Here is a 19,460-nt window from a genome sequence, read left to right as displayed (position 1 = left end):
GCGGTCCCGGTGTCATCGGGGGAGAGCGCACGCCGGCGCTCGCCATTCGGTCCGAACCCGGTCATCCTGCTGCCTGCGCGTGGTCCGCCGTTGACGCTTCCTCCTGGCATTGCGGCAGCGATCAGCAAGGCCCGCTCGGGTACCACAACCCCGACCCGAACGGTTCTTGCCGGAGGCGACGCGCACCGCGCCCTGCCTGGCCCCAGCCCACGTGGACGCCAACTGTCGCACTTGACCGTCCACTACGGAGGAAGCCAGGTCATGGATGGAAATGACGCCGGCATCTCACCAGCAACAGCACGCTTCGTCAGAGGCCGGGCCATGCGGCCGCGGACAGCGGCCTCGGCCTCGACTGCAACCCGTCAGGTCGGCTCACAAGGTTCGCGTCGCGCGCCCTGGAGCGTGGCGGGGGCGCGCTTCCGGTGCCGTCGCGGGCGAGGGTCATGAATGGCGCACCTACTGCTCCGCGGCCTCGCCGCCGCGTACGGGGGCGACGACAGGATGGCCGCCGGTGGTGGTCAGCACTTCCACGGTCGCGCGGTAGTGCCGCCGCAGCACCTGTGGTGTCAGCACCTCGGCGGGCGGGCCCTGCGCGGCAACCCCGCCGGAGTCCAGCAACAGCAGCCGGTCGGCGTACTGCGCGGCGAAGGTCAGGTCGTGCAGCGTGGTGACCACGGTGGTGCCGTCCTCGCGGCGCAGCCGGTCGAGCCGGTCCAGCAGTACCTGAGCGTGCCCGATGTCCAACCCGGACGTTGGCTCGTCAAGCAGCAGCAGGCTGGTGCGCTGCGCCAAAACCCTGGCCAGCACGGCGCGCTGCCGCTCGCCACCGGACAGCGTGCGCAGCCTGCGCCTGGCCAGCCGACGCAGGTCCAGCCTCGCCAGCGACTCCTCGACGATGGCCAGATCGGTCGCGCCCTCCTTGGCCAGCGGCCCCAGATGCGGCGTGCGGCCCAGCAGCACGTAGTCGGTGACGGTGAGGCCGTCCGGCAGGATCGGGTTCTGCGGGGCGTAGCCGAGCAGCCTCGCTCGCCTGCGCCGGGTCAGCGCATCACTCGCCGTGCCGTGCAGCGTGATCTCACCGCCGTGCCGCACCAGCCCGGCGATGGCCTTCAGCAGGGTGGACTTGCCCGCCCCGTTGGGGCCCACGATCGCCAGCCAGCCACCCGGCTCGATCTCCGCCGACACCTCGCGCACCACCGGATCGGCCCCGTAGCCCGCGGACACCCCGCGCAGCCACACCGCGGTCACGACAGCCGTCCCCTCGAGGTGCGCAGCACGATCGCGAAGAACGGCGCGCCCGCGAACGCGGTCACCACACCCAGCGGCAACTCTCCCGGCAGCACCGTGCGCGCCACGTGGTCGGCGAGGATCAGGAACACCGCACCACCGATCAGTGCCAGCGGCACGATGACCCGGTAGCTCGATCCGGCCAGCAGCCGCACGATGTGCGGTACGACGATCCCGACGAACCCGATCAGCCCGCTGACCGCCACCGCGGCCGCGGTGGCCAGCGACGCCGCCGCGAGCAGCAGCAGCCGCACGCGGCCGGGCCGGAGGCCCAGCGACGCCGCTTCCGCGTCGCCGAGAGCCAGCACGTCCAGCAGCCGGGCGCAGGCCAGCAGCACGGCGGCCGCCAGCACGACGTAGGGCAGCGCCAACAGCAGATCGCGCCAGCTGCTGACGTTGAGCCCGCCCATCGTCCACGTGTAGACCTGCTTGATCGTGTCGGTGTTGAGCTGCTGGACGAAAGTCTGGACGGCGGTCAGGAACGCCGTCACGGCCACGCCCGCCAGCAGCAGCGTCGCCGTGCCGGAACCGCCGGCCGAACGGCCGACCGCCCAGCTGAGCCCCACACCTGCGAGCGCGCCCGCGAAAGCGGCGAGCGGCAGCGGTCCGATCAGCCAGCCGGTGACGGCCGGGGCGAACACCATGACCACCGTCGCGGCCATCCCGGCGCCCGCCGCCGCGCCGAGCAGGTACGGGTCGGCGAGCGGGTTTCGGAACACGCCCTGGAACGCCGCGCCCGCACCGGCCAGTGCCGCGCCGACGAGGCCCGCGAGCAGCACCCTCGGCACCCGCAGCTGCCACACGATCGCGGCCTCGCGTTCCGACAGCGGGGACACGCCGCCGCTGACCTGGGCGGCGATCTCGGCGAGGACGCGTTGCCAGCCGAGCTCACCCGCCCCGACCACGACGGCGAACACCACGGTGACCAGCAGCGCGAGCAGCGCGAGCAGCACAGTCCGTGGCCGCAACCTCGTCGTGGCCGGGCGGGAGCGGGCTTTGAGCACGGCTACCGGCCGGCGTCGCGCACGGTGGACGACACGGTGCGGACGAAGTCGACGAGCCGGGGACCCCAGCGCGAGGCGATGTCGTCGGGCACCGCGACCACGCGGCCCTGTCTGACGGCGGTCAGCGTGTCCCAGCCGGGGCGCTCGGCGACCGTGTCGGCGCTCTGCCCGCAGCAGTTGGTGTCGGCGAGGAAGATCAGGTCCGGGTCGGAACGGAGAATGTGCTCGGCCGAAAGCTGCGGGTAGCCACCGAGCGCGTTGGGGTCGTCCTGGTCGGCGATGTTGCGCAGCCCGAACAGGTCGTAGACCCCGCCGATGAAGGTGGCCGAGGTGACGCTGTAGAAGCTGGGATCCAGCTCGTGGTAGTAGCTCAGCTCGGTTTTCGGTGTGTCGGCCACGAGCTTGCTGATCTCGGCCTCGGTACGGCGCGCGAGTTCCGCCCCTTCCTTAGCGTGACCGGTGGCCTTGCCGACGAGTTCGAACTGCGTGTAGGCGTCGCGCAGCGTCGCGGGTGCGGGCAGCACGAGCGTCTTGGTGCCGGTCTTCGCCAGCGCCTTCGAAAGCTTGTTCTCCAGGTCGGACTCGACGACGACCAGGTCGGGGTTGTGGGAGGCGATCGCCTCCGGGTCGATGTTGAGCCCGGAAAGCGACGTGCGCGGCGCCTGCTCGGGATAGGTGGACTGGTCGTCGACCGCGACCACCTGCTCGCCCGCGCCGACGGCGTACAGCGTCTCGGTCGTGGAAGGCGACAGCGAGACGATGCGCTCGGGCGCCGCTTCGAGGGTGACCTCGGGCGCACCCGCGGGACGGAGGGTGACCGGGAAGCCGCCCCCACCGCCTGCCGAGGCCGATGCGGGCTCCTTTCGCTCGGCGCAGCCGGCGAGGGCGAACAACAGCAACAGCGGTAACAGTGGCAACAGCGCCCACAGGCGCCTGCTGGAAGGCAACATGAAACCTCGACTGGTCGGCCGGCGCGGGCCGCGCCGGGACCGCGGGCTGCGATCGCGGACGCCGCACCCCTGCGCCGGAGGCGGGTGGCGTCAGCGCGAGCGGCAGGCGACCTGGCTCTGGGCCCCGCTGTCACGGCACGTGTTCGTACCGGCACAACGGGTCCCATCACAGTTGCGGCACAGCGCCGGATTCACACCGGACTTCGCTCCCGCTCGCGTCGGAGGACGCTACCAGGCCGCGAAATTCGGGTAGACTCCATAGGACAAATCACCGGTAGTGCACAGTCCGTGCGCCAGTCGGGCAACGCGCCCAAGACATCAAGAACATCGCCGTTCTCCGCAGCCAGATCGTTACGGTCGCGTGGGCGGAATGTGCACTTCGAACCGGTGCTCCCACGTTTCCCAGATGTTAAGGTCGCGCTAATGAGCGGGCCATCGTCGTCCCGTGCGCAGCACAAACCGAGCACGAAGACGACGCAGGAGGTCCCATTGATCTTCTCCGCGATTCCGGCTCGGCAGGGGCTTTACGACCCTGTCACGGAACAGGATTCCTGCGGTGTGGCCATGGTCGCCCACGTCCGAGGGGTACGCTCTCACAACATCGTCACCGACGCGCTGACGGCGCTGACGAATCTCGACCACCGTGGCGCTTCCGGCGCCGAGCCCACCAGCGGCGACGGGGCGGGCATCCTGCTGCAGCTGCCGCACGAGTTCCTTCGTGCGGAGTCCGGGATCGACCTGCCGTCACCGGACGCGTTCGGCTCGCACCACTACGCCGCTGGCCTGGTATTCCTGCCAACCGACGCCGAGCAGCGCAGCAAGGCGGTCGGCCTGGTGGAACGCATCGCATCGGAGGAGAACCTCCGCGTGCTGGGCTGGCGTGAGGTGCCGGTCGACGCGGACACCGCCGACCTCGGCCCGACGGCGCGTTCGGTGATGCCGCACTTCGCGATGCTGTTCGTCGCAGGAACAGCCGACGCCGACGGCGAGCTGCCGAGCGGGCTGGAGCTGGACCGGCTCGTGTACCCGCTACGCAAGCGCGCGGAGCACGAGAGTCAGGCGGCGGGCTGCGGCGCCTACTTCCCATCGCTTTCGGCACGCACGCTGGTCTACAAGGGCATGCTGACGCCCGTGCAGCTGCCGAAATTCTTCCCCGACCTGCGCGACGAGCGGCTCAGCAGCGCCATCGCGCTGGTGCACAGCAGGTTCTCCACCAACACGTTCCCTTCGTGGCCGCTGGCGCACCCCTACCGCTACGTGGCCCACAACGGCGAGATCAACACCATCAGGGGCAACCGCAACCGGATGCGGGCAAGGGAAGCGCTGCTCGAGTCCGACCTGATTCCCGGAGACCTCAGCAGGCTCTTCCCGATCTGCTCGCAGGAGGGCTCCGACTCCGGCTCCTTCGACGAGGTGCTGGAACTGCTGCACCTCGGCGGCCGTTCACTGCCGCACGCGGTGCTGATGATGATTCCGGAGGCGTGGGAGAACCACGCCACGATGGACGCCGAGCGCAGGGCGTTCTACCGGTTCCACGCCAGCCTGATGGAACCGTGGGACGGCCCCGCCGGCGTGGCTTTCAGCGACGGCACCCTGGTCGGCGCCGTGCTGGACCGCAACGGGCTGCGGCCCGCCCGCTGGTGGCAGACCGCCGACGACCGGGTGGTGCTGGCCAGCGAGGCGGGTGTGCTCGACCTGCCGCCGTCGCAGGTCATCGCCAAGGGCAGGCTGAAGCCGGGGCGGATGTTCCTCGTCGACACCGACGCGGGCCGCATCGTCAACGACGACGAGATCAAGTCGCGGCTCGCGGCGGAGGCGCCGTACGAGGAGTGGCTGCACGCCGGGCTGCTCTCGCTGTCGGAGTTGCGCGACCGCGACCACATCACGCAGTCGCACGCCTCCGTGCTGCGCCGCCAGCTCGCCTTCGGCTACACCGAGGAGGAGCTGAAGGTGCTGCTCGCTCCGATGGCGGCCAAAGGTGCCGAGCCGGTGGGCTCGATGGGGTCGGACATACCGCCTTCGGTGCTGTCCAAACGCTCACGGTCGCTCTACGACTACTTCAAGCAGGGGTTCGCGCAGGTCACGAACCCGCCGCTGGATGCGATCCGTGAGGAACTGGTCACGTCGATGAGCCGGATCATGGGTCCTGAGCAGAACCTGCTGCAGCCCGGACCCGCCTCGTGCAGGCACATCCAGTTGCCCAGCCCGGTGATCGACAACGACGAGCTGGCCAAGCTGATCCATATCAACGACGACGGCGACCTTCCGGGTTTCGCCTGCACCGTTCTGTCCGGACTGTACGAGGTGGACGGTGGCGGCCCCGCGCTCGCCGACGCGATCGAGCGGGTGCGCAGGGAGGCGTCCGAGGCGATCGCCGCGGGGGCGCGGACGCTGGTGCTTTCCGACCGCGACTCCGATCACCGGATGGCGCCCATCCCTTCGCTGCTGCTCGTCTCGGCCGTGCACCACCACCTGGTGCGCACCAAGGAACGGCTGCGGGTCGCGCTTGTGGTGGAGACCGGCGACGCCCGCGAGGTGCACCACATCGCGTTGCTGCTCGGCTACGGAGCGGCGGCCGTCAATCCCTATCTGGCGTTCGAGACGATCGAGGACATGGTCGCCCAGGGCGCCATCACGGGCGTCGAATCCGCCAGGGCGGTGCGCAACTACGTCGACGCGCTCGTCAAGGGCGTGCTGAAGATCATGTCCAAGATGGGCATCTCCACCGTCGGCGCCTACACGGCGGCGCAGGTGTTCGAGTCGCTGGGACTGTCGCAGGAACTGCTGGACGAGTACTTCACCGGCACCGTCTCCAAACTCGGCGGCGTCGGCCTCGACGTGCTCGCCGAGGAGGTCGCCATGCGGCACCGGCGCGCCTACCCGGACAACCCCACCGAGCGGGTGCACCGTGGCCTCGAGAGCGGCGGCGAGTACGCCTACCGGCGCGAGGGCGAGCTCCACCTGTTCACCCCCGAGACCGTGTTCCTGTTGCAGCACGCGAGCAAGTCTCGCCGCGACGAGGCGTACCGCGCCTACGTCGACGAGGTGAACCGGCTCAACCGCGAAGGCGGCGTGCTGCGAGGGCTGTTCTCGTTGCGCACCGGCGAACGTCCGCCCGTGCCGATCGACGAGGTCGAGCCGATCGAGTCGATCATGCGACGGTTCAACACCGGCGGCATGTCCTACGGCGCGCTGTCGATGGAGGCCCACCAGACGCTGGCCATCGCGATGAACTCCATCGGCGGCAAGTCCAACTGCGGTGAGGGCGGTGAGGACCCGGAGCGGCTGTACGACCCGCAGCGGCGCAGTGCCGTGAAGCAGGTGGCGAGCGGCCGGTTCGGTGTCACCAGCGAGTACCTTGTCAATGCCGAGGACATCCAGATCAAGATGGCGCAGGGCGCCAAGCCGGGCGAGGGCGGCCAGCTTCCGCCGAACAAGGTCTACCCCTGGATCGCGCGCACCCGGCACTCCACGCCTGGTGTGGGGCTGATCTCGCCGCCGCCGCACCACGACATCTACTCGATCGAGGATCTGGCCCAGCTCATCCACGACCTCAAGAACGCCAACGAGCGGGCGCGGGTGCAGGTCAAGCTCGTCAGCACGCTGGGTGTCGGCACCGTGGCCGCGGGGGTGTCGAAGGCCCACGCCGACGTGGTGCTCATCTCCGGCCACGACGGCGGCACCGGTGCCTCGCCGCTGAACTCGCTCAAGCACGCGGGCACGCCGTGGGAGATCGGGCTGGCGGAAACGCAGCAGACGCTGCTGCTCAACGGTCTGCGCGACCGCATCACGGTGCAGGCGGACGGCGGGTTCAAGACCGGGCGCGACGTCGTGGTCGCCGCGCTGCTGGGTGCGGAGGAGTACGGCTTCGCCACCGCCCCGCTGGTGGTGGCAGGCTGCGTCATGATGCGGGTCTGCCACCTGGACACCTGCCCGGTGGGCGTGGCGACGCAGAACCCGGACCTGCGCAAGCGTTACACCGGCCAGGCCGAGCACGTGGTGAACTTCTTCCGGTTCGTCGCGCAGGAGGTGCGCGAGTACCTGGCGCAGCTGGGCTTTCGTTCGCTGGAGGAGGCGATCGGCAGGGCGGACATGCTGGACGTCGACCGTGCCGTGGAGCACTGGAAGGCACAGGGGCTCGATCTAGCGCCGATCTTCCGGATGCCGTCGCACACGCCGTACGGCGGCGCGCGGCGCAAGACCCGCGAGCAGGACCATGGGTTGGAACACGCGCTCGATCGCACGCTGATCCAGTTGGCGGAGGCCGCGCTGGAGGACGCGCACCCGGTGCGCCTGGAACTGCCCGTGCGCAACGTCAACCGCACCGTGGGCACGCTGCTCGGCTCGGAGATCACCAGGAGATACGGCGGCGCGGGCCTGCCCGACGACACGATCCGGGTGTTGCTCACCGGTTCGGCAGGCCAGTCGCTGGGCGCGTTCCTGCCGCCCGGCGTGACGCTGGAGTTGGTGGGCGACGCCAACGACTACGTCGGTAAGGGTCTTTCCGGAGGGCGCATCGTGGTGCGGCCGCATCCCGATTCCCCGTTCGACGCGGAGGGGCAGGTGATCGCGGGCAACACCATCGCCTACGGGGCCACCAGCGGTGAGCTGTTCGTCCGGGGACAGGTCGGCGAGCGCTTCGGCGTACGCAACTCCGGTGCGCTGCTCGTGGCCGAGGGCGTCGGTGACCACGCGTTCGAGTACATGACCGGCGGTAGGGCCGTCGTGCTCGGCAAGACCGGCCGCAACCTGGCCGCGGGCATGTCCGGCGGCATCGGATACGTGCTCGACCTGGACAAGCGCCAGGTGAACGAGGCGATGGTGGACCTGCTCGCGCCCGAGGCCGACGACCTGGCGTGGCTGCAGCAGATCGTGCGGCGGCACTACGAGCTGACCCGCTCGGCGGTTGCCGCGTCGCTGCTGGGTGACTGGCCACGCCGGGGCGCGGCGTTCACGAAGGTGATGCCGAAGGACTACCAGCGGGTGCTGCGTGCCGCCAATGCCGCGAAGGCGGAGGGAAGGAACATCGACGAGGCCATCATGGAGGCAGCCCGTGGCTGAGAATGGCGGAGCTTGCGTAGCGGTGGCCGCGGGTGCCGACCGGGTTGGGCCCCCGCTGTGGCAGGTTTTTGGGCCACAGCAGGGGAGGGTGCCCCACAAGACACTGAGGCAGCCCGTGGCTGAGAATGGCGGAGCTTGCGTAGCGGTGGCCGCGGGTGCCGATCGGGTTGGGCCCCCGCTGTGGCAGGTTTTTGGGCCACAGCAGGGGAGGGTGTCCCACAAGACACTGGAGGTCTGCCCGCGCCACACTTGCGAAGCCGCGCGTGGGCAGACTGATCGGGTGTGGGTGTCCCACAAGGCACTGGAGGCGCCCCGTGGCTGACCCGACCGGTTTCCTCGACCACGAGCGTGTCGAGCAGCCGAAGCGCCCCAAGGACGAACGAGCCCGTGACTGGCGTGAGGTTTACGCCGACCTCGACCCGGAGGAACGCAACCGGCAGGTGCGGGTGCAGGCGACGCGCTGCATGGACTGCGGTATCCCGTTCTGCCATTCCGGCGGTGCGGGTTGCCCGCTGGGCAACCTCATTCCGGAGTGGAACGACCTGGTGCGCGGCGGCGAGTGGGAGCAGGCCAGCGAGCGGCTGCACGCCACCAACAACTTTCCCGAGTTCACCGGCAAACTCTGTCCCGCGCCGTGCGAGTCGGCGTGCGTGCTGGCCATTTCCCCGGCTTCCGGTGGGGCGGTGGCCATCAAACGTGTCGAGGAGACGATCGCTTCGCAGGCGTGGGAGTCGGGGTACGTGCGGCCGGAGCGGGCCGCGGCCGCCACGGGCAAGAAGGTGGCTGTGGTGGGTTCGGGGCCGGCGGGGCTGGCTGCCGCGCAGCAGCTCACGAGGGCGGGGCACGAGGTGACCGTGTTCGAGCGTGACGACCGGCTGGGCGGCCTGCTGCGTTACGGCATCCCCGAGTTCAAGATGGAAAAGAAGGTGCTCGACCGCAGGCTCGCTCAGCTGCACGAGGAGGGCACCACGTTCGTCACCGGCTGCGAGGTCGGTGTGGATCTCACCGTGGAGGAGTTGCGGGAGCGCTACGACGCGGTCGTGCTCGCCGTCGGCGCGCTGCGAGGCAGGGACGACACCGCCACGCCGGGTCGTGAGCTGGCGGGTGTGCACCTCGCGATGGAATACCTGGTGCCCGCCAACCGGTTCTGCGAGGGCGACGGTCCCGCGGAGATCGACGCGGACGGCAAGCACGTCGTCATCATCGGCGGCGGCGACACCGGGGCGGACTGCTACGGCACCGCCACCAGGCAGGGCGCGCTGTCGGTGACACAGCTCGACCAGTACCCGCAGCCACCGTCCACTCGCGACGACGATCGCTCGCCGTGGCCGACGTGGCCCTACCTGCTGCGCACCTACCCGGTGCACGAGGAGCGCGGGGAGCGGCTGTTCGCCGTCGCGGTGAGGCGCTTCCTCGGTGACGAGCAGGGGCGGGTGCGCGGCATCGAGTTGCAGAAGGTGCGCGTGGAGAAGGACCCGCGGACCGGGCGACGTCAGGTGGTGCCCACGAGCGAGGAAGTCGAAGAGGTTCCGGCCGACCTGGTGCTGCTGGCGATCGGGTTCGAGGGCGTCGAGCACATGCGGCTGCTGGACGACTTCGGGCTGAAGCTCACGGGGCGGGGCACGCTTTCGTGCGGCACCGACTGGCAGACCGATGCGCCAGGAGTGTTCGTGTGCGGCGACGCGCACCGGGGCGCTTCGCTGATCGTGTGGGCGATCGCGGAGGGCAGATCCGCCGCGCACGCGGTGGACAGCTACCTCACCGGTTCCTCGGACCTGCCCGCACCCGTGCACCCGACGGCGCTGCCGCTCGCGGCGGTGTGAACCGATCGGCTGAGGCCGGCACGCCACCTGTGTTGACCGAGCAGCCGGTCGGGTCAGCCTGCCGACCGTGCGAAGTGCCAGAGTGCCGCGACGGCCAGGCAGAGAAACGCCACGGGGTAGGCGATGTTGTGGAACACCCGCGCCCGGATGTGGGTGGCCACCGCTGCGACGAAGTACGACACCAGCCCGGCCGCGGCGGCGAGTCCGATGAGCCGAGGGCCGAGTAGGCCGAGAACAAGTCCGGCGACCCCGGCCGCCTCGATGACCGCGAGGTAGCGGATCCATTCGCGACCGATGCCCACCTCGGCGCAGTTGCGCAGCACGAACCGCGCGCCGACCGCCTTCGCGGCGACTTCGACGGTGTTCGCGGCGATACACAGCAGGGTGGCGACGAGCAGCCCGGTCGCGAGCACCTCGCTCAACGCGAACACCGCCCCGGCCCGCCCTGCCGGGCCGCGCGGCGGCCGGTGACCGTATCGGCGTTCCCGGTGGCTTCGACGATCGGCACGCTCATGGCTGTCTCCATAAGGTTGTTGATGTTGAGGACGGGGTGTTCTGGACGCTGCCGGCGGGGCCGTCCGCGCGTGGCTGACCGCCCACGAGAAAGATACGTGCGCTCGATTCCAGCACGGTTGGTTGGCCGCGGTTTCCGGGCCGGCAGGCCTGGACCGCGTCGCTCCGCCCGGCACCTCGCCACCGCGACGTGACCCGTCGGCCCGCCGGCGACGCTGAACTGCTTCCCGGACGTCGGGACCCAGCCGTTCGGCGTGGCGGCCCTACCGATCACCCGCCTGCTCCGCGAAGTCGTCGTGACCCAGCACGGCCAGCAGGCGGATCTTGTCCTCGGCCTCGCTGCCCGGCGCGGGCGTCAGCACCAGCAGCGCCTGGGACTGGTCCTCGGTGAACAGCACCTGGCAGTCGACCTCGATCGGTCCCACCTCGGGATGCACCAGCACCTTGTGGTCGGCGAACCGCTGGGCCACCTCGTGCCGTTCCCACAGTTCGCGGAACTCGTCCGACTCCGCGAGCAGCACCCGCACGAGCTCGCCCGCGCGGGAACGGGCTCCCGACGCGCCGTAGGCGGCGCGCAGCGAGGCGACCAGGCTGCGCGCCTGGCGCTCGTGATCGTCGGGCGGATAGACCGCCCGCGCCGCCGGGTCGATGAACCAGCGGTACACCTCGCTGCGCGCCCAGCCGGTGCGCCGGGAGTGATCGCCGAAGATCGCAGTCGCCAGCCGGTTCGCCACGAGAACCTCGCTGAGGGCCGAGAGGATCAGTGCCGGGCTGTCCTCGAGCCGGTCCAGGACGCGGAGCAGGGCGGGCGCCACGTGGGTGTCGCCCAGCGTGCGGCGCGGCACGTTGTGCCCCGCCAGCCGGTACAGGTAGTCGCGCTCGTCCGCGGTCAGCCGCAGGGCGCGTACGAGCGAGGCGAGCATCTGCTCCGAGGGCTGCGGGCCGCGCTGTTGCTCCAGGCGCACGTAGTAGTCGACCGACATGCCGGTCAACGTCGCCACCTCCTCGCGCCGCAGTCCGGGGGTCCGGCGGCGCGGTCCGGGCACCAGACCGACGTCGGACGGGCGTAGCCCCTCGCGGCGGCGACGCAGGAAGTCTGCGAGTGCGGCACGGTTCATGCGTCCATCATGCGTCTGTGCGGCGCGCCCGAGCCAGGGATCGCCGATCCCCCGATCGTCAGGCCTCTCCACCCTGTCCGGCACACGCCCAGAGTGGACGCATGGACATCACAGGAAACACGATCTTCATTCCGGGCGCCACGTCCGGCATCGGGCTCGCCCTCGCACTGCGGTTGCAGGCGAAGGGCAACACCGTCGTCGTCGGCGGGCGGCGCACCGAACTGCTGGAGAAGCTGGCGGCCGAGCACGGCTTCGCCACCGTGCGGATCGACACCGCCGACGCCGCGTCCATCACCGCCGCCGTCGGAGAGGTCCTGGACCGCCACCCGGAACTGAACGTGCTCATCGCCATGGCAGGCATCATGCGCGTCGAGGACTGGCGCACGGCCGGGTTCCTCGCCGACGCCGAAGAGACCGTCACCACCAACCTGCTCGGCCCCATCCGGTTGATCGCCGCGCTCACCGAGCACCTGAGCACCCGGCCAGGGGCGGCGATCATGACGGTCTCGTCCGGCCTGGCCCATGCTCCGCTGCGCGCCACGCCCAGCTACAACGCGACGAAGGCCGCGATCCACATGCTCGGCGAGACGCTGCGCCTGCAACTCGCCGACACCGGAATCCAGGTGAAGGAACTGGTGCCACCGGCGGTCCGCACCGCGCTGCTGCCGGGGCAGGAGACCTCCGACGTCGCCATGCCGCTCGACGAGTTCGCCGACGAGGTGATGGCCCTGCTGGAGGCCGACCCCGGCGCACCCGAGGTACTCGTCGAGCGCGTGAAGTTCCTGCGCTTCGCCGAGGTACGCGGCGACTACGACAAGGTCGTCGCCACGCTCAACGCCGCGGACCCGCACACCCACTGACCAGGACCGTCAGCCATCGGAGGGGATCCACCATCGCCTTCGCCAGCCTCAAGGTGCCCGCGGGCACCCCCGATCCGCCCTCGCGACGACCGTATGGCACCGTAGCCTGCACCGTCCACATGCGTGTCAAAGACGGTCACGGCGATCGGTGCCCCCAGCATGTTGTGCTCGCGTGGCTTGATCCGGTCGAACTGTTCGGTGAAGACGGTGAACGCTCGCTCGATCGGAACGGCAACCTCGATCTCACGCCGTACGGACGTCTGCGTGGAGGTGGGATCATGCGCGTTACTCCGTTTCCTGCTCCGCGACCCGCTTGAAGTTCTGCAGGGTCTTTGCCCCAGAACCCGTCCAACTCCTAGCGCAACGCCGCCAGGGCTTCCGGGCCGACCTGCTAGCCGCGCCGGGTGCCCGCCGAGGCGGACCTGCACCAGACCCGCCTTGCCTGGGTACCCGCAGCTGCTGGGAGGCCGCGGGCCTGCTGGTCGGCAGAGCCCGCGCGAGCTCGGTTACCGACTGCGGCCGCTCGGCGAGCAACTCCGCGACGCGCCGCAGGCTCGGGTCGCCGAGCGCGGTCCACGCATCGACTGCGTGTTACGCGTCCGTGTATTGTGAGGTCCGAGCCGGGCTCGTCGTGAGGGTCGAGATCACTGTTCACGAGCCCGGTGTGGCGTCGCCGGTTGCTTTCGCTTGAGGTGATCGCCGCGCTCGCGGGCAACCGCCGGGTGGTTGTGACCACGCTGTCCGCGTTCGCCGCAGCCGTCGCGGGGCCGTTCGGTCGATTCCGCTCAGGGCCGGTTGGCTGATTGCCAATCCGTATCGCCGGTTGGTTAATTACCTTCGATCGGTTCGGCGAGAGGCGGCATGATGAAGCGAGCGTGGCTGCGGTCCGTGGTTGCCCTTTCCGCGACGCTGTTGACGGCTTCGGTGACGGCAGCGGCCAACCCTGCCCTGGCGGAGCCCGCGGACGTGGCGGTGCGCACTTTGGACAGTGCGGCGGGCGTCACCGACTACTGGACGCCGGAGCGGATGCGTGCCGCGACACCGCTGGACCAGCTGCTGACCTCTCGGGCGCCCACCGCGGACGTCCCCGCCGCCGGCGAGCCGCGGACCGTTCCCGGGGTCGATGCGCTGGCCTACCCGACTTCCGGAGAGCCGTGGACGGGCGGGGGAGAGGTCGCCGCGACGGCGGGCAGGGTGTTCTTCAACTTCGACGGCTCGCCCGCCTCCTGCAGCGGCAACGCGGTCACCAGCGCCAATCGCAGTGTGGTGCTGACGGCAGGCCACTGTGTTAAGTACCAGGGCAGCTGGCACACCGACTGGATCTTCGTGCCCGGATACGACGACGGGGCGGCACCCTTCGGCGAGTGGGCGGCCAGTGCCACCCTGACCACGCCGCAGTGGGAGGCGAACGAGGACATCAACTACGACGTCGGCGCGGCGGTGGTGGAGCCGGTCGGCGGCCGGTACCTGACCGACGTGGTCGGTGGGCAGGGCGTGGCGTTCAACCAGCCCCGCGATCAGGACATGTACGCCTTCGGGTATCCGGCAGCCGACCCCTACGACGGCAGCACGCTGATCCACTGCAGCGGTGCCACGTTCACCGACCCGCTGCTGAGCGACGACCACGGGATGCGCTGCGACATGACCGGTGGCTCCAGTGGAGGGCCGTGGTTCCTCGACTTCGACGAAGCCACCGGCACCGGCGTGCAGGCGTCGGTCAACAGCTTCGGGTACAGCGTCCTGCCCGGTTACATGTTCGGCCCCTACTTCGGCTCCGACGCACAGGCGCTGTACGAGGAGGCACAGTCGGCGTAGCCGCCCGGAAGGTGTCCGCGCGGTTGTTCGTATGCTGGTAGGCGTGAACTGGACTGTCGACGTCCCCATTGACGCACTTCCCTCGCTGCCTCCGCTGCCGGTCGAGCTGCGAGAACGCCTTGACGACGCGCTGACACGCCCGGCCGCGCAGCAACCGGAGTGGCCCGACGACGAGGCCGTGCACCGGGTGCGCACCGTGCTGGAGAGTGTGCCGCCCATCACGGTGCCCGCCGAGATCGACCGGCTCCGCGAGCGGCTGGCCATGGTCGCGCGCGGCGAGGCGTTCCTGCTGCAGGGCGGTGACTGTGCCGAGACGTTCGAGTCCAACACCGAGCCGCACATCAGGGCGAACCTGCGCACGCTGCTGCAGATGGCGGTGGTGCTCACCTACGGGGCCAGCCTGCCGGTGGTGAAGGTCGCCCGCATCGCGGGGCAGTACGCCAAGCCGCGTTCCAACACCACCGACGCCCTCGGTCTGCCGGTGTACCGGGGCGACATCGTGAACTCGCTGGTGGCCGAGCCACAGCTGCGGGTGCCCGACCCGGGCAGGATGATCAGGGCGTACGCCAACTCCGGTGCCGCGATGAACCTCATGCGCGCGCTGACCGGGGCGGGCATGGCCGACCTCGCCCAGGTGCACGACTGGAACAAGGATTTCGTGCGGACCTCGCCCGCGGGTGAGCGCTACGAGGCGCTCGCCTCGGAGATCGACCGGGGGCTGCGGTTCATGTCGGCGTGCGGGGTGAGTGACAGTTCGCTGCACTCCACCGAGATCTTCGCCAGCCACGAGGCGCTGCTGCTGGACTACGAGCGCGCGATGCTTCGGCTGGACGAGCCGAGCGCGGCCGATCCGACGCTGTACAACCTGTCGTCGCACTTCCTGTGGATCGGGGAGCGCACCCGCCAGCTCGACGGCGCGCACATCGCGTTCGCCGAACTCCTCGCCAACCCGATCGGGGTCAAGATCGGCCCGACCACCACACCGGAACAGGCGGTGGAGTACGTGCACCGGCTCGACCCGCACAACGAGCCGGGCAGGCTGACGCTGATCTCCAGGATGGGCAACGGCAAGGTCCGCGAGGTGCTGCCCGCCATCGTGGAGAAGGTCGAAAGCTCCGGGCACAAGGTCATCTGGCAGTGCGACCCGATGCACGGCAACACCCATGAGTCGTCCAACGGCTACAAGACTCGGCACTTCGACCGGGTCGTGGACGAGGTGCAGGGTTTCTTCGAGGTGCACCGCAAGCTCGGCAGCTACCCCGGTGGCATCCACGTCGAACTCACCGGTGAGGACGTCACGGAGTGCCTCGGCGGCGCCCAGGACATCTCCGACCTCGACCTGTCCGGTCGCTACGAGACCGCGTGCGACCCCCGGCTGAACACCCAGCAGTCGCTGGAACTGGCGTTCCTCGTCGCCGAGATGCTGCGAGCCTGATCAGGGGCAGCGCTGGTACAGCGCCGCCAGTGCCTTGCCGACGGCGTCGGCGAGCGATCCGACGTCCGGCACGGCCGAAGCGTTGGCCTGCAGTCCGACGTGCAGGCTGTCGCGGTAGGTCGACACCGCGATCCCCAGTGCCTGGTGCGGGGCCAGCGGCACGAACGGGTAGACCTCGCGCAGCCGGGCCCCGCCCAACGACAGCGGCAGTCCAGGCAGCGGCACGTTGGTCACGACGGTGTCGAACAGCAGTGGCGCGGCCCTGCCCGCGGCCCTGGTGGCCAGTCGGTGCACCCCGCAAGGCAGCCGGTTGGCCAGCACGGGAAGCGCGCCCGCGCCGCGGTAGGGTCCGCCGCGCTTGTTGCTCTGCATGGTTTCGCGCACGGCGCGCAACCGTGCCACCGGGTCGTCCACCTCGACGGGAAGGTCGCACAGGTAGCCGCTGAGCAGGTTGCCGCCGCCCGCCGTCGCGCGCCCGCGCGTGCTGACCGGCACCAGCGCGCGCAGTGTCCGGGCGTCCGGCCGCATACCGCGGTTGAGCATCCACTCGCGCAGCGCTCCGGCCAGCACGGCGAGGATCACGTCGTTGTCGGTGCCGCCGTAGGTCTTGCGTACGCGCCTGACGTCCGCGAGGTCGGCGCGGACGAACCCGAGCCGCCGCTGCCGGGAGTTGCGGGTGACGGTGGGGGAGATCGGGTAGGGCCGTGCCGCCCGCAGCACCGCTGTGGCGATGCCTGCCGATTCGGCTGCGCTGCCCAGCACCGTCGAGGCCGTGTCACGCAACAGGCGCAGCGGTGACCGCTGTGGCTGCGGTGACGGCCGGTGCGCTGCACGGCGGGCCTTCGGGCTCGGCCGGATGTCGTCGAGCAGCCCGAAGGCGGCCTCGACGGCGCCGGTTCCGTCGGTGAGCGCGTGGTGGACCTTCAGCAGCATGGCGAACTCACCGCTGGGCAGCCCACCCACCAGTTGGATGTTCCACAGTGGAGCGCGAGGGTCGAGCGGGGCGGCGATCCACTCGGAGGTGAACTCCGCGAGCGCGTCCGGGCCGTAGGCGTCGCGCAACGTCTCCACCGCGATGTGCAGCCCCGGATCGAAGCCGGGGTCGTCCCGCCAACGGGCGCCACCGAGGGGCGGCCACGAGGGTCGAACCCGCTTACGCAGCGCGGGAATGCGCGCGGCGCGGGTGGCGAGCAGTTCGCGCAGCCCGTCCAGGTCGAGCGCGGCGGGTGGCTGGAAGGTGGCGACCGCCGCCATGTGCATGGGCGTCGTGTCGCCTTCCAGACACAGAAACGCGACGTCCAGCGCGCTCAGCCGATCCGATGGCATGGGCGGTCTCCCCGCGGGTCGTTGCCGAATCGCTTGCCGTGACTACTTCACCAGTGGCACATGACGCGTGCGTGGTCGCGGTGTTACCGACCCGCTAACCCTGTTGACCGCGGCAGTGGCGCGCGGCGCACACCGAACGAATCTACGGACACCGCGTGGGGTGTGTCGATGTCGCGGGGCCAGGACCGCGCGGTCAGGGGATAACCTCCAGATGCACGGTGGTGCCACGTGCCACGAACGTGCCCGGCGAGGGGTCCTGTCCCACCACGAAGCTGAACCGGCCCCCGCCACTGTCGGCGTCGGCCGACAGCCCTGCCCTGCCGAGGATGCGCACCGCCCGATCCGTGGGCTGTCCGATCACGACGGGCACCTCCACGGCGTTGGACACGTACACGCCGACACGCCGGCCGTTGCCCGGGGTGGCTCCCGCCTGCGGATCGGTGCGGGCGACCCGTCCGGCGGGAACACCTTCCGCGAACTCCTCCCCGGCCTCGAACGGCTCGAACCCGGCTTCCCGTAGCGCCTGGAAGGCTTCCTGCTTGCTCATGCCTGCGACCTGGGGCACCGGCGTCGGCGGCGGGCCCTTGGAGACGATCAGGGTCACCTGGTCGCCGAGGTTGGCCTGGCTTCCCGGCCGCGGTTGCACCCGCACCACGGTGCCCTCGGGTACCTCGGCGCTGTACTCGTCGGCCGCCGGATCGTGTTTGGGCGTCAACTGCATGTCGCGAATCGCCTGCTCGGCGTGGTTGAGCGGGGTTCCGGGCGCGATATCCGGCACCACCGGCCTGCCGAGCGAGACCACCACGGTGATCTGCTCGCCACGCAGCGCGCGGGAGCCGTTCTCCGGCTCGGTGCGGATGACGGTGCCGCTGGGGGTGGTGTTGTGCCGTTCCTCGGTGACCATCGGGGTGAGTTCGGCCTGCCGCAGCACCTGCTCCGCCTGCTGCCGTTCCATGCCGACGACCTTGGGTACCTCGACCCACCGGCCACCCATGAACCACCACACACCCGTGGCGATACCGCCCACCAGTAGCAGGCCGACCAGCACCCACAGCGCGGTCCACAGCCCGCTGCGGGCGGTGGGCACCTCCGGCTCGGTGTCCGGGTACGCCTGCGCGGGCGCGGCGTATCCGGGGTCGCGGGGCAGGGCCTGTGTGCCGCGTGGCCCACCACCGGAGTGCGCCGCGGGCACGGTCGGCATGACCGGCATGGTGCGTTCGACGTCCGTCGGTTCCTCGACCGGCGCCGAGGGAACCGGGATCGGGACCCGCGCGATGCCCAGTTCCTGGCGAACGCGGCCGAACTCCGCCAGGAAGGCGCCCGCGTCGGCGGGCCGGGCGTTCGGGTCGCGCCTGGTGGCACGCAGCACCAGTTCGTCAAGGGCCGGTGGCAGGCCGGGGACGTCGCGGCTCGGTGCCGGGACGTCGTCGTTGACGTGCCGGTACGCCACCGACAGCGCCGTGTCGCCGGTGTAGGGCACGCGGCCGGTCAGCATCTCGTACAGCAGGATGCCTGCCGAGTACACGTCGCCCGCTGCGCCCGCCGATCCCGAGGCCACCTGCTCGGGAGACAGGTACGCCACGGTGCCGAGGATGACGTCGGCGCTCGTGGTCGACGAGCCCGCGACCGCGCGGACCAGGCCGAAGTCACCGACCTTGGCCACCCCGCCCGCGTCGCCGCCGCGGCCGATGAGCACGTTCTCCGGTTTGACGTCGCGGTGCACCAGGCCTGCCGCGTGCGCGGTGGCCAGCGCGGAGAGCACGGACTCGAAGATGGTGAGGGCCAGCGGGACGTCGAGCGCGCCACGCTGGTCGAGCAGGTCGCGCAGCGTCCCGCCGTCGACGAGCTCCATCACGAGAAACGCCCGCTTGCTCTCCGGCCCCGCCGAGGTGTCGAAGCCCTGGTCGTGTACCGCTACGACGTTCGGGTGGTGCAGCCGGGCGGCGGAGCGGGCCTCGTTCTCGAACCTATCGACGAACGTGCGGTCGTCGGCGAACCGCGAATCCATGATCTTGATCGCCACCGGCCGGTCCAGCCGGGTGTCCACGCCGCGATACACCGCGGACATGCCGCCCCTCGCCAGCAGCCCGTCGACGCGGTATCGCCGGTCGAGCAGCGTGCCTGCGAAGCTGGGTCCGGTGCTCGTCACAGCATCCGATCCTACGGTTGGGGATCCGGCGCTCACCGGGGGTGTCCGGCGGCCCTGTCGCGTTGGGCCATTAGCGTTCGGCCTGCTGCGACCGGCCCCGATTGTGGCAAGGTAGTAGG

Annotated in this window: 14 protein-coding genes; 6 read left to right on the top strand and 8 right to left on the bottom strand. The window is 70.4% G+C overall.

Annotated elements, in window-relative coordinates; all coding sequences use genetic code 11:
• Positions 1-456 precede the first annotated feature (456 nt).
• Genes SACMADRAFT_RS18665 through SACMADRAFT_RS18655 form a run of 3 tightly spaced genes read right to left on the bottom strand, consistent with a single transcriptional unit; the run spans position 457 to position 3,241 of the window.
• On the bottom strand, positions 457-1,248 hold the full coding sequence (locus SACMADRAFT_RS18665) for an ABC transporter ATP-binding protein (RefSeq protein ID WP_009155396.1): 792 nt from the start codon (positions 1,246-1,248) through the stop codon (positions 457-459).
• Positions 1,245-2,291 (bottom strand): FecCD family ABC transporter permease, encoded by a 1,047-nt coding sequence (locus tag SACMADRAFT_RS18660; RefSeq protein ID WP_040925767.1) that lies wholly within the window; start codon positions 2,289-2,291, stop codon positions 1,245-1,247. Before SACMADRAFT_RS18660 ends, SACMADRAFT_RS18665 begins: the two co-directional genes overlap by 4 nt.
• 2 nt (positions 2,292-2,293) lie before the next feature.
• Entirely contained in the window at positions 2,294-3,241 is a 948-nt protein-coding gene (locus tag SACMADRAFT_RS18655) for an ABC transporter substrate-binding protein (protein WP_009155394.1), read from the bottom strand.
• Positions 3,242-3,730: 489 nt separating this feature from the next.
• On the opposite strand from SACMADRAFT_RS18655, the gene gltB reads away from it, so the two are divergent.
• Positions 3,731-8,302, top strand: a complete 4,572-nt coding sequence (gltB, locus tag SACMADRAFT_RS18650) for a glutamate synthase large subunit (RefSeq protein ID WP_009155393.1) — start codon at positions 3,731-3,733, stop codon at positions 8,300-8,302.
• A gap of 314 nt (positions 8,303-8,616) precedes the next feature.
• A complete protein-coding gene (locus tag SACMADRAFT_RS18645; RefSeq protein WP_009155391.1) occupies positions 8,617-10,125 on the top strand; it encodes a glutamate synthase subunit beta in 1,509 nt (502 codons plus the stop codon).
• A 53-nt stretch (positions 10,126-10,178) separates the two neighbouring features.
• Here SACMADRAFT_RS18645 and SACMADRAFT_RS18640 read toward each other — a convergent pair whose 3' ends face one another.
• Positions 10,179-10,538, bottom strand: coding sequence for a DoxX family protein (locus tag SACMADRAFT_RS18640; protein ID WP_198286053.1), 360 nt, complete (start codon positions 10,536-10,538; stop codon positions 10,179-10,181).
• 363 nt (positions 10,539-10,901) lie between these two features.
• Positions 10,902-11,756, bottom strand: a complete 855-nt coding sequence (locus tag SACMADRAFT_RS18635) for a helix-turn-helix transcriptional regulator (protein ID WP_009155389.1) — start codon at positions 11,754-11,756, stop codon at positions 10,902-10,904.
• Positions 11,757-11,857: 101 nt separating this feature from the next.
• On the opposite strand from SACMADRAFT_RS18635, the gene SACMADRAFT_RS18630 reads away from it, so the two are divergent.
• The gene (locus tag SACMADRAFT_RS18630; protein ID WP_009155388.1) at positions 11,858-12,616 is read left to right on the top strand and encodes an SDR family oxidoreductase; all 759 of its coding nucleotides are present in this window, start codon (positions 11,858-11,860) and stop codon (positions 12,614-12,616) included.
• 285 nt (positions 12,617-12,901) lie between these two features.
• Here SACMADRAFT_RS18630 and SACMADRAFT_RS31445 read toward each other — a convergent pair whose 3' ends face one another.
• Complete coding sequence (locus tag SACMADRAFT_RS31445; protein WP_198285872.1) at positions 12,902-13,150, bottom strand: ArsR family transcriptional regulator; 249 nt, start codon at positions 13,148-13,150, stop codon at positions 12,902-12,904.
• Positions 13,151-13,293: 143 nt separating this feature from the next.
• Here SACMADRAFT_RS31445 and SACMADRAFT_RS31220 point away from each other — a divergent pair, with 143 nt between their 5' ends.
• The 3 genes from SACMADRAFT_RS31220 (at position 13,294) to SACMADRAFT_RS18620 (ending at position 15,866) form a co-directional block, all read left to right on the top strand.
• Positions 13,294-13,419, top strand: a complete 126-nt coding sequence (locus tag SACMADRAFT_RS31220) for a hypothetical protein (RefSeq protein ID WP_269726570.1) — start codon at positions 13,294-13,296, stop codon at positions 13,417-13,419.
• 61 nt (positions 13,420-13,480) lie between these two features.
• Positions 13,481-14,431 (top strand): trypsin-like serine peptidase, encoded by a 951-nt coding sequence (locus tag SACMADRAFT_RS18625; RefSeq protein WP_009155387.1) that lies wholly within the window; start codon positions 13,481-13,483, stop codon positions 14,429-14,431.
• Between the two features lie 31 nt (positions 14,432-14,462).
• On the top strand, positions 14,463-15,866 hold the full coding sequence (locus SACMADRAFT_RS18620) for a class II 3-deoxy-7-phosphoheptulonate synthase (RefSeq protein ID WP_009155386.1): 1,404 nt from the start codon (positions 14,463-14,465) through the stop codon (positions 15,864-15,866).
• Here the strand turns inward: SACMADRAFT_RS18620 and SACMADRAFT_RS18615 are convergent, their stop codons facing one another.
• Together SACMADRAFT_RS18615 and SACMADRAFT_RS18610 are read right to left on the bottom strand one after the other, a co-directional pair.
• Positions 15,867-17,192: a wax ester/triacylglycerol synthase family O-acyltransferase gene (locus SACMADRAFT_RS18615; protein WP_009155385.1), complete on the bottom strand. Its 1,326-nt coding sequence runs from the start codon at positions 17,190-17,192 to the stop codon at positions 15,867-15,869.
• A gap of 193 nt (positions 17,193-17,385) precedes the next feature.
• Positions 17,386-19,341: a Stk1 family PASTA domain-containing Ser/Thr kinase gene (locus tag SACMADRAFT_RS18610; protein WP_009155384.1), complete on the bottom strand. Its 1,956-nt coding sequence runs from the start codon at positions 19,339-19,341 to the stop codon at positions 17,386-17,388.
• Between the last annotated feature and the right edge of the window lie 119 nt (positions 19,342-19,460).

The sequence above is a fragment of the Saccharomonospora marina XMU15 genome (assembly GCF_000244955.1).
GTDB lineage: Bacteria > Actinomycetota > Actinomycetes > Mycobacteriales > Pseudonocardiaceae > Saccharomonospora_A > Saccharomonospora_A marina.
This window is presented reverse-complemented; position numbering and strand designations above follow the sequence as displayed.